This is a genomic window from Micromonospora sp. I033 (genome assembly GCF_053890995.1).
The window spans coordinates 1-9,005 of record NZ_JBSSLX010000226.1 but is presented as its reverse complement, the minus strand read 5'-3'; the positions used below and the strand labels follow the sequence as shown (position 1 = coordinate 9,005).

9 protein-coding genes are annotated in these 9,005 nt (G+C 74.2%); 7 read left to right on the top strand and 2 right to left on the bottom strand.

Translation table 11 applies throughout. The annotated features are described in order from the left end of the window. On the top strand, positions 1-764 hold a 764-nt coding region (locus tag ACW0Q9_RS26245; protein WP_456185742.1), incomplete at its 5' end, for a lipase family alpha/beta hydrolase. Between the two features lie 52 nt (positions 765-816). Here ACW0Q9_RS26245 and ACW0Q9_RS26240 read toward each other — a convergent pair. Together ACW0Q9_RS26240 and ACW0Q9_RS26235 are read right to left on the bottom strand one after the other, a co-directional pair. Further along, complete coding sequence (locus tag ACW0Q9_RS26240) at positions 817-2,406, bottom strand: GMC family oxidoreductase (protein ID WP_456185740.1); 1,590 nt, start codon at positions 2,404-2,406, stop codon at positions 817-819. Positions 2,407-2,482: 76 nt separating this feature from the next. Then, the gene (locus ACW0Q9_RS26235; RefSeq protein WP_456185738.1) at positions 2,483-3,349 is read right to left on the bottom strand and encodes an aldo/keto reductase; all 867 of its coding nucleotides are present in this window, start codon (positions 3,347-3,349) and stop codon (positions 2,483-2,485) included. A 251-nt stretch (positions 3,350-3,600) separates the two neighbouring features. On the opposite strand from ACW0Q9_RS26235, the gene ACW0Q9_RS26230 reads away from it, so the two are divergent. From ACW0Q9_RS26230 to ACW0Q9_RS26205, 6 genes are all read left to right on the top strand, one after another. Beyond that, the gene (locus ACW0Q9_RS26230) at positions 3,601-3,966 is read left to right on the top strand and encodes a YciI family protein (protein ID WP_456185736.1); all 366 of its coding nucleotides are present in this window, start codon (positions 3,601-3,603) and stop codon (positions 3,964-3,966) included. A 311-nt stretch (positions 3,967-4,277) separates the two neighbouring features. Further along, the gene (gene pyk / locus ACW0Q9_RS26225) at positions 4,278-5,726 is read left to right on the top strand and encodes a pyruvate kinase (protein WP_456185734.1); all 1,449 of its coding nucleotides are present in this window, start codon (positions 4,278-4,280) and stop codon (positions 5,724-5,726) included. Positions 5,727-5,781: 55 nt separating this feature from the next. After that, positions 5,782-6,660, top strand: coding sequence for an acyl-CoA thioesterase (locus ACW0Q9_RS26220; RefSeq protein WP_456185732.1), 879 nt, complete (start codon positions 5,782-5,784; stop codon positions 6,658-6,660). Positions 6,661-6,731: 71 nt separating this feature from the next. Beyond that, positions 6,732-7,202 (top strand): RrF2 family transcriptional regulator, encoded by a 471-nt coding sequence (locus ACW0Q9_RS26215; RefSeq protein ID WP_456185730.1) that lies wholly within the window; start codon positions 6,732-6,734, stop codon positions 7,200-7,202. Between the two features lie 151 nt (positions 7,203-7,353). Further along, the gene (locus tag ACW0Q9_RS26210; protein WP_456185744.1) at positions 7,354-8,313 is read left to right on the top strand and encodes a sulfite exporter TauE/SafE family protein; all 960 of its coding nucleotides are present in this window, start codon (positions 7,354-7,356) and stop codon (positions 8,311-8,313) included. A 279-nt stretch (positions 8,314-8,592) separates the two neighbouring features. Continuing rightward, the coding region (locus ACW0Q9_RS26205; RefSeq protein WP_456185728.1) for a cellulose-binding domain-containing protein at positions 8,593-9,005 on the top strand (413 nt) is incomplete at its 3' end.

Genomic DNA, 9,005 nt, shown 5'->3' with positions numbered 1-9,005 from the left:
CCGCCCACGCCGAGCCCACCGTCGAGACCGCCGCCACCACCACCGCAGCCGCCAGCAGCACGGCCGACGCCACCCCGACCGGGACCACCGGCCTGGCCGCTGCCGGCGCCAACCCCGTCATCGTGGTCGGCGGCCTGATCGGAATCAGCATCGCCTACGAGCCGATCGCCGCCCGGCTGCGCGCCGACGGCTACCGGGTCTCCATCTACCAGCTGCCGAACCTGGGCTTCGGCGACATCCGCGAGTCCGCCCGGGCCCTGTCGTCCTACGTGGACCAGGTCCGCGCCGCCACCGGGGCGGCCAAGGTGGACCTGGTCACCCACTCCGAGGGTGGTCTGGTCTCCCGCTGGTACGTCAAGTTCCTCGGCGGCGCCGGCAAGGTCGACCACTACGTCAGCCTGGGCAGCCCGCAGCAGGGCACCTACGTCGCCAACATCATCAACTTCCTCGGGCTGGGCAGCTGCGCGGGCATCGTCGCCTGCCAGCAGATGTCCATCGGGTCCAGCTTCCTCGCCGACCTCAACGGCGGCGACGACACCCCGGGCGCGGTCCGCTGGACCACCGTCCGCACCTGGCAGGACGAGCTGGTCCGCCCGGTCGACAACGCCACCCTCGCCGACGGTGCCACCAACGTCCTGGTCCAGGCGTGGTGCCCGCTGCGGATCGTCGGCCACCTCGGTCTGGTCCTCGACGGGACCACCTACACCGTCGTGCGGCAGGTGCTCGCCGACGCGGCGATCCGGCCCAACTGCTTCGCGATCTGACACCGCGACCGGGCTCGACGGTCGCCGCACCGGCGGCCGTCGGGACCGTCCGTCACCCGGCGCCGCCCCGGATCAGGTCGGCGGCCCGCCAGGCCAGCGCGGTCACCGGCGCGCTGGTCCACCCCGAGACCATCACCGGCAGCACCGAGGCGTCGACCACCCGCAACCCGGAAACCCCGCGTACCCGGAGCCGGGGGTCGACGACGTGGTCGTCGTCCACGCCCATGGCGCAGGTGCCGATGGCGTGGTAGCCGCAGTAGCCGTGCCCCCGGGCCGCCTCGATGATGTCCTCGTCGGTCTGCGTCGCCGGCCCGGGCCGGGTCTCCGCCGAGATCCGCTTGGCGATCGGCCCGGTGGCGAACAGCTCCCGCATCCGCCGGAACGCGTCCACCGCGACCCGGCGGTCGTGGTCCGTGGCGAAGTAGTTCGCCACGATCGCGGGCGGCGTGCGGGGGTCGGGGCCGGTGACGGCCAGGCTGCCCTCGCTGTCGGGACGGGTCACCGTGCCGAGGCACAGCAGGCCCGGCTCCCGTTCCAGCTCGAGGGCCCGGCCGGGGCGCGGCGGCGCCGCCGAGAAGGGCGCCATCAGCAGGTGGACGTCCGGGCGGTCCAGCTCCGGGCGGGACCTGACGTGGGCCGCGACGTCCATCACCGGCAGGGCGAGCGGGCCGCGGCGGGTGAACAGGTAGCCCAGGGCGGCGCGGGCCTGCCCCAGCGGGCCGGCGAGTTTGGGGTTGTAGCCGCCCGGCTCGGCGAGCCGGTACTGCAGCGGGATGGGCCGGTGCTCCCGCAGGCCCGCGCCCACCCGGGGCCGGTCGAGCAGCACCGGGACGCCGGCGGCGCGCAGGGTGTCGGCCGGCCCGATGCCGGAGACCTGCAGCAGCTGCGGGGTGGCGAGGGCGCCCGCGGCCAGGATCACCTCGGCGGCCGCCCGGTGGTCGACCTCCCGGCCCCGGTGCGCGACCCGTACGCCGACCGCCCGGCCGTCCTCGACCAGCACGCGGAGCGCGACCGTGTCGACCGCGACGGTCAGGTTGGGCCGGTCCCGTACCGGACGCAGGAAGGCGTCGGCGGCGTTGACCCGGCGTCCGGCGTGGATGGTGGCCGTGACGTAGCCGATCCGCTCGCCGTCGTCGGCGTCGAGGTCGTCGACCCGGCGCCAGCCCAGTTCCGCCCCGGTCTCCAGCATCTCCTCGCACAGCGGGTCGGTGCCGGTGGCGACGGACAGGCGCACCGGGCCGCCGGTGCCGCGGTGGGGTGCGGCGCCCAGCGGGTGGTCCTCCAGCCGCTGGAAGATCGGCCGCATGGTGGACCAGCCCCAGCCGAGGGGCGCCAGGGCGTCCCAGTCCGCCGCCGCCCCGCGACTCCAGATCATGCCGTTGATCGAGGTCGAGCCGCCGACCATCCGGCCGCGCTGCCAGGTCTCACGCCGGCCCGGTGCGATGGTCGCCGGATAGTGCCAGGCGGTGCGCGGGTCGTCCATCAGGCGGGCGAACGCCTTGGGTACGCGCACGAAGGGGCTGCGGTCCCAGCCGCCCGCCTCGATGAGCAGGACCCGGGTGCCGGGGTCCTCGGTGAGCCGGTTGGCCAGCACGCACCCGGCCGCCCCGGCGCCGACGATGACGTAGTCGAAACCGTCCACTCCGGACCCCCGCTCGTCCCGGGCGTGAGAATCCTTCTGACGGTAGCGGCTCGATCACGCTTCGGAAAGGGGCGGCTCAGGTGGCCTTGGCGAGCGCCTCGAACTCCTCGTCGGTGAGCCGCACCTCGGCCGCGGCGACGTTCTCCTCCAGGTGCGCCACGGAGGACGTACCCGGAATGGGGAGCATGACCGGCGACCGGCGCAACAGCCAGGCGAGGGCGAGCTGCGCGGGCGTCGCGCCGTGGTCGGTGGAGATCGCGTCCAGCGGGCCGCCCGGCCGGGCCAGGTTGCCGGTGGCGATCGGGAACCAGGGGATGAACGCCAGGTCGTTGCGCTCGCAGTGGTCCAGCACGTCCTCCGCGCCGCGGTCGGCGAGGTTGTAGAGGTTCTGCACCGAGACCACCGGGGTGATCTGCCGGGCCGCCTCGATCTGCTCGACGGTCACCTCGGACAGCCCGATGTGCCGCACCTTCCCCTCCTGCTGGAGCAGCGCCAGCTCGCCGAGCTGGTCGGCCAGCGGCACCTGCGCGTCGATCCGGTGCAGCTGGTAGAGCGGAATGCAGTCCAGGCCCAGGTGACGCAGGCTCAGCTCGCACTGCTGGCGCAGGTACTCGGGACGGCCCACCGGCCGCCAGTCGCCCGGGCCGGAGCGGGTCAGCCCGGCCTTGGTCGCGATGACCAGGTCCTCGGCGTACGGGTGCAGCGCCTCCTTGATCAGCAGCTCGCTGACGAAGGGGCCGTAGGAGTCGGCGGTGTCGATGAAGGTCACGCCCAGCTCGTACGCCCGGCGCAGCACCCGCACCGCCTCGGCCGGGTCCTTCGGGTCGCCCCAGACCCCCGGGCCGGTGAGCTGCATGGCCCCGTAACCCAGCCGGTCGACCTGGAGGTCGCCGCCGATCCGGTAGGTCCCCGAGGCCTTCGCGGGCCCGGTGCTGGTCACCATGGCGGTCCTCCTGTGCGTCGTCGTCGGCGGCGGTCCCCGCCCCGACCGGAAGTCTTTCCCGGGAATCGCCGTCGGCAACGTGCCGCGCCGGGCGTTTCCGCCGGGGCCGGAGCCGAGTGTGGGCCCGGCGGGCCGGACGAACGGCCCAGCGGGTCGGCAATCCGGCCGGCGGGCGGGGCAGTTGCGCCGAGCGGCCCCGGCCGCGGCGACGGGCATGCGACGCTGGGCGGGACGGTGGTCTGGAGGTGCGCATGGCCGCGACGCCACAGCTCGACTTCGCGCTCGACACGTACGAGTGCATCGTGCTCTACCCGGGGCCGTCGGGCCGGGCCCTGCCGGAGGAGACCGTGCAACGGCTCCAGGCCGAGCACCTGCGACACATCCAGGCGCTGCAACGGCGGGGCATCGTCCTGGTCGACGGCTCGGTGGACGGCCCGGCCCGCGAGCCGGACCCGCCCATCGGCTTCGGCCTGGCCCGCACCGGCTCGGTCGACGACGTCCGCAGCGTGATGGAGGCCGACCCGGCGGTGCAGGCCGGGCTCTACCGGGTCGAGGTGCTCACCTTCCTCTGCCCGGCCGGCTCTCTGGAGTTCCCGCTCGCCAAGACGCAGACCTGACGCCGATCGGGCGGTCCGCGCGACGATCCGACGAGCGCACGGGGTGGGTGGCCGGCCGGCCACCCACCCCGCTGTCGGCTCCGGTGGACCCGCCGTCCGGCCCCGGCGGCGGGCGGCCCGGGAGCACCGCATCAGGGGGATGCCGGCGAGCGGTACGATTTCCGCCGCGCGGTCGCCGATGCCCGCCACACACGACGTCCCGGTGCGGTGCCACACCGCCCGCCGGCGCGGGTATCGCGCGTCGTTGGACAACTGTTCCGCAGTCCGAAAGGGGTCGGCCGGCAGGTCGACCCGGAGGAGAGACTAGCCTGATGGGCGTGACACGCCGCGCGAAGATCGTCTGCACCCTCGGCCCCGCCACCTCGTCCCCCGAGCGCATCCGGGGCCTGGTCGAGGCGGGCATGAACGTGGCGAGGCTGAACTTCAGCCACGGCAGTCACGAGGACCACGAAACGGTCTACCGGCTGGTCCGGGAGGCGGCGGAGGCGGCCGGGCAGCCGGTCGCGGTGCTCGCCGACCTCCAGGGCCCCAAGATCCGCCTCGGCCGGTTCGCCGACGGCCCGCACGAGTGGCGCACCGGCGACTCGGTGGTGATCACCGGCGACGACATCGTCGGCACCAAGGAGCGCGTCTCCTGCACCTACCGCAAGCTGCCGCAGGAGGTGAAGCCGGGCGACCGGCTGCTGATCGACGACGGCCGGGTCGCGGTCGAGGTCAGCGACGTCACCGGCAACGACATCCGCGTCCTGGTCACCGAGGGCGGCCCGGTCTCCAACAACAAGGGCGTCTCGCTGCCGAACGTGGCGGTCAGCGTCCCGGCCCTGTCCGAGAAGGACGCCGAGGACCTGCGCTTCGCCCTCGGTCTGGGTGTCGACCTGATCGCGCTCTCGTTCGTGCGCTCGCCCGAGGACATCAAGCTCGTCCACTCGATCATGGCCGAGGAGGGCGTGCACCGCCCGGTGCTGGCCAAGGTCGAGAAGCCCGAGGCGGTCGACCACCTGGAGGCGATCGTGCTCGCCTTCGACGGGGTCATGGTGGCCCGCGGCGACCTCGGCGTCGAACTGCCGCTGGACCAGGTGCCGCTGGTGCAGAAGCGGGCCGTGCAGCTCTGTCGGGAGAACGCCAAGCCGGTCATCGTGGCCACCCAGATGCTCGACTCCATGATCGAGAACTCGCGCCCCACCCGCGCGGAGGCCTCCGACGTGGCCAACGCGGTGCTCGACGGCGCCGACGCCGTGATGCTCTCCGGCGAGACCAGCGTCGGCAAGTACCCGGTGCTCACCGTCAGCACCATGGCGAAGATCATCACCACCACCGAGGCGGGGTCGATCGGCGTGCCGCGGCTGCAGCACGACCCGCGTACCCACGGTGGCGCGCTCACCGTCGCCGCCTCCTCCATCGCGCGGGCCATCGGCGCCAAGGCCATGGTCGCCTTCTCGCAGACGGGCGACACCGTCAAGCGGCTCGCCCGGCTGCACTGCGACCTGCCGCTGCTGGCCTTCACCCCGGTGCCGGAGGTGCGCAACCAGCTCGCCCTCTCCTGGGGCGTGGAGACGTTCCTGATGCCGTTCGTCGAGCACACCGACGACATGTTCCGCCAGGTCGACCAGGCGCTGCTCGGCCTCAACCGGGCCAACCCCGGCGACTACGTGGTGATCGTGGCGGGCAGCCCGCCCGGCACCCCCGGCTCCACCAACACGCTGCGCGTGCACCAGCTCGGCTCGCTTGTCGACGCCGCCTCCGCGCGGGCGCTTCAGTGAGCGCGAGGAGTGAGCCGGGCTTGCGAGCCCCGCAGTCGCGAACGGAGACGGCGCAGTGAGTCAGGCCGCGACCGGGCAGGCCGCGGTCGACCAGCTCCTGGAGGTGCTGGACCTCGACCACACCGGCGAGATGACGTTCCGGGGGATCAGCCCGCCGGTGGGCCCGCAGCGGGTGTACGGGGGCCAGGTCGCCGGCCAGGCCCTGGTCGCCGCCGGGCGCACCGTCGACCCGGAGCGGTTCGTGCACTCCCTGCACGGCTACTTCGTCCGCCCGGGCGACCCCGCGGAGCCGATCGAATACCAGGTGGAGAACGTCCGGGACGGCCGCTCCTTCTCGGTGCGCCGTTCGGTGGCGCTCCAGCACGACAAGCCGATCTTCTTCATGTCGGCCTCGTTCCAGCGGCAGGAGGAGGGGCTGGACCACCACGCGCCGGTCCCGCCCGACGTGCCCGCCCCGGACGAGGTCCCGACCATGACCGACCGGCTCTCCCGCTACCCGGAGCGGCTCGGCATCTGGGGCCAGATCCCGCGCCCGATCGACGTGCGCTACGTCGGCGAGCCCGGCTGGGTACGCCCCGGCGACCGCCCCGCCGAGCCGCACCAGCGGGTCTGGATGCGCCTCGACGGCAAGCTTCCCGACGACCCGCTGCTGCACGCCTGCGCCCTCACCTACGCCTCCGACCTGACCCTGCTCGACTCGGTGCTGTCGGTGCACGGCGAGGTGTGGGGGCCCGGGGGAGTGGTGGGGGCGAGCCTCGACCACGCGCTGTGGTTCCACCGGTCGTTCCGCGCCGACGAGTGGTTCCTCTACGACTGCTGGAGCCCGTCCGCGTCCGGCGCCCGGGGCCTGGCCACCGGCCGGATGTTCACCACCGACGGCCGGCACATCGCCAGCGCCGTGCAGGAGGGGCTGCTGCGCCGGGTCGGCGCCTGACCGGGCAACCGTGACCGTTCGGCCGAGGGTCGGGAATCCGGGCGGCTGACCAGGCGACTAACCTTGCCGGCATGCGCCTCTCCGCCCGGGTCGACTACGCCCTCCGCGCGACCGCCGAGCTGGCCTCGGTCGCCGGTGGCGCGACCGGCGGGCGGAGCCGGCCGGTGACCGCCGAGCAGATCGCCCGCGCCCAGGACATCCCGCCGAAGTTCCTGGAGAGCATCCTGCTCCAGCTGCGCCGGGGCGGCATCGTGCACGCCCAGCGCGGCCCGGAGGGCGGCTACTGGCTGGCCCGGCCGGCGTCGGAGATCTCGCTCGCCGAGGTGATCCGGGTGATCGACGGCCCGCTGGCGCACGTCCGCGGCCAGCGCCCGGAGCAGCTCGGCTACCAGGGCGCGGCGCGCTCCCTGCAGGACGTGTGGATCGCGCTGCGGGCCAGCGAGCGGGAAATCCTCGAACTGGTCACCGTCGCCGACGTCGCCAGCGGCAGCCTGCCGGGCCGGGTCAACGAGCTGGCCGCCGACCCTCGCGCCTGGAGCTGACGCCCCCTCGGCGTCTGGACGCCGCCGTCCCGCGCTCCCGTCGCGCCGTCCGGCGCGTCCCATCAACCGGATGGAGGACTTGACCTAGGGCGCCTCCGTGCCGCATTGTCGACCAAGTCGATAGGAGATGCCGAAAAGTCAGGGGGCGCTCGTGCGCAAGCTGCTGGTCCTCGCCCTCGTCGGGCTCGCCGCGCAACTGGTCGACGGCGCGCTCGGCATGGCGTACGGGCTGACCTCCTCGACCCTGCTGCTCTTCGCCGGGGTGGCGCCGGCCGCCGCGTCGGCCTCGGTGCACCTGGCCGAGATCGGCACCACCCTCGCCGCCGGCATCTCGCACTGGCGCTTCGGCAACGTCGACTGGCGGGTGGTCGGCCGGATCGCGGTGCCCGGCGCCATCGGCGCGTTCGCCGGCGCCACCTTCCTGAGCTCCATCTCCACCGAGTCGGCCGCGCCCTGGATGGCCGCCATCCTGTTCACCCTCGGCGCCTACCTGCTGGTCCGCTTCTCCCGGCCGCTGCGCGCCAACCGGGCCGCCGGCCGGCTGCGCAGCCGCTTCCTGGCCCCGCTCGGCCTGTTCGCCGGCTTCGTCGACGCCACCGGCGGGGGCGGCTGGGGCCCGGTGGCCACCCCGGCGCTGCTGGTCTCCGGCCGGATGGAGCCCCGCAAGGTGATCGGCTCGGTGGACACCTCCGAGTTCCTGGTGGCCGGCGCGGCCAGCATCGGCTTCCTCATCGGACTCGGCTCCGAGGGCTTCCTGCTGCCCACCGTGGCCGCGCTGCTGATCGGCGGCCTGATCGCCGCGCCGATCGCCGCCTGGCTGGTCCGCATCGTCCCCGCGCAACTGCTCGGCGCCGTCATCGGCGGCGTGATCGTGCTGACCAACACCCGCACCCTGCTGCGCGCCGGCGAGCTGGGCGGCCCGGTCCCGGCCCTGGCCTACACGGTGCTCGGCGCCGGCTGGCTGGTCGCGCTGGTGCTGGCCACGCGGGCACTGCGCCGCACCCGCCGGGCCCGCGCCGTCGCCGAGGCCGCCCTCGCCGCCCAGGCCACCGCCCCGACCGCCGCCGAGCCGGCGGAGCAGCGCCGACTCGCCGCCGCCGTCGAGGGCTGACCCCCGCCGGTCGCCACCCCCGGCCCAGCCGATCCGCGATCTTGCACTCGGTGCCCCTGTGCCGAGGCGTTCGCCCCTTCTGCCGGGGCGGCAACTGCAAGATCGCGGGGGGAGGTCGCCGCGGGGATGCGGTTGTGTGGCGGGAAAGCGTTGTCCTACCCTGACGGGGCGCGGAGCCAGTTATCGACTTCGATTCCGTCAGTGCGACGTACCGCTTTCCGCCGGCCCGGGCAGGCCGGCTTGTTCGTCGCGTGCCTGACCTCCGCGAAAGGCATCCTCGTGCACCCCATCATTCCGCGCCGCCGCGCCGCGCTGCTCGCCGCGGCCTCGGCGGCCACCCTCCTGGCCGGCGCCCTCACCACGGTGACCGCCGCCGCGGCGGCCACCGGCTGCCGGGTCGACTACCGGATCACCAACCAGTGGGGCGGCGGCTTCGGCGCCGACGTCACCGTCACCAACCTCGGCGACCCGGTGAACGGCTGGACGCTCACCTGGAGCTTCGCCGCCGGCCAGCAGGTCGGCCAGGCCTGGAACGCCACCCTCAGCCAGTCCGGCGCGCAGGTCACCGCCCGCGACGCCGGCTACAACGCCGCCATCGGCACCGGCGGCAGCGCGAACTTCGGCTTCAACGCCACCTGGAACGACGCCAGCAACCCGGCCCCGACCAGCTTCGCGCTCAACGGCACCACCTG

Excerpts from the sequence above, each read along its gene's own strand:
- ACW0Q9_RS26235 (WP_456185738.1), bottom strand. The coding sequence starts at position 3,349 with ATGGTGACCAGCACCGGGCCCGCGAAGGCCTCGGGGACCTACCGGATC.
- ACW0Q9_RS26230 (WP_456185736.1), top strand. The coding sequence starts at position 3,601 with ATGGCCGCGACGCCACAGCTCGACTTCGCGCTCGACACGTACGAGTGC.
- pyk (WP_456185734.1), top strand. The coding sequence starts at position 4,278 with ATGGGCGTGACACGCCGCGCGAAGATCGTCTGCACCCTCGGCCCCGCC.
- ACW0Q9_RS26215 (WP_456185730.1), top strand. The coding sequence starts at position 6,732 with ATGCGCCTCTCCGCCCGGGTCGACTACGCCCTCCGCGCGACCGCCGAG.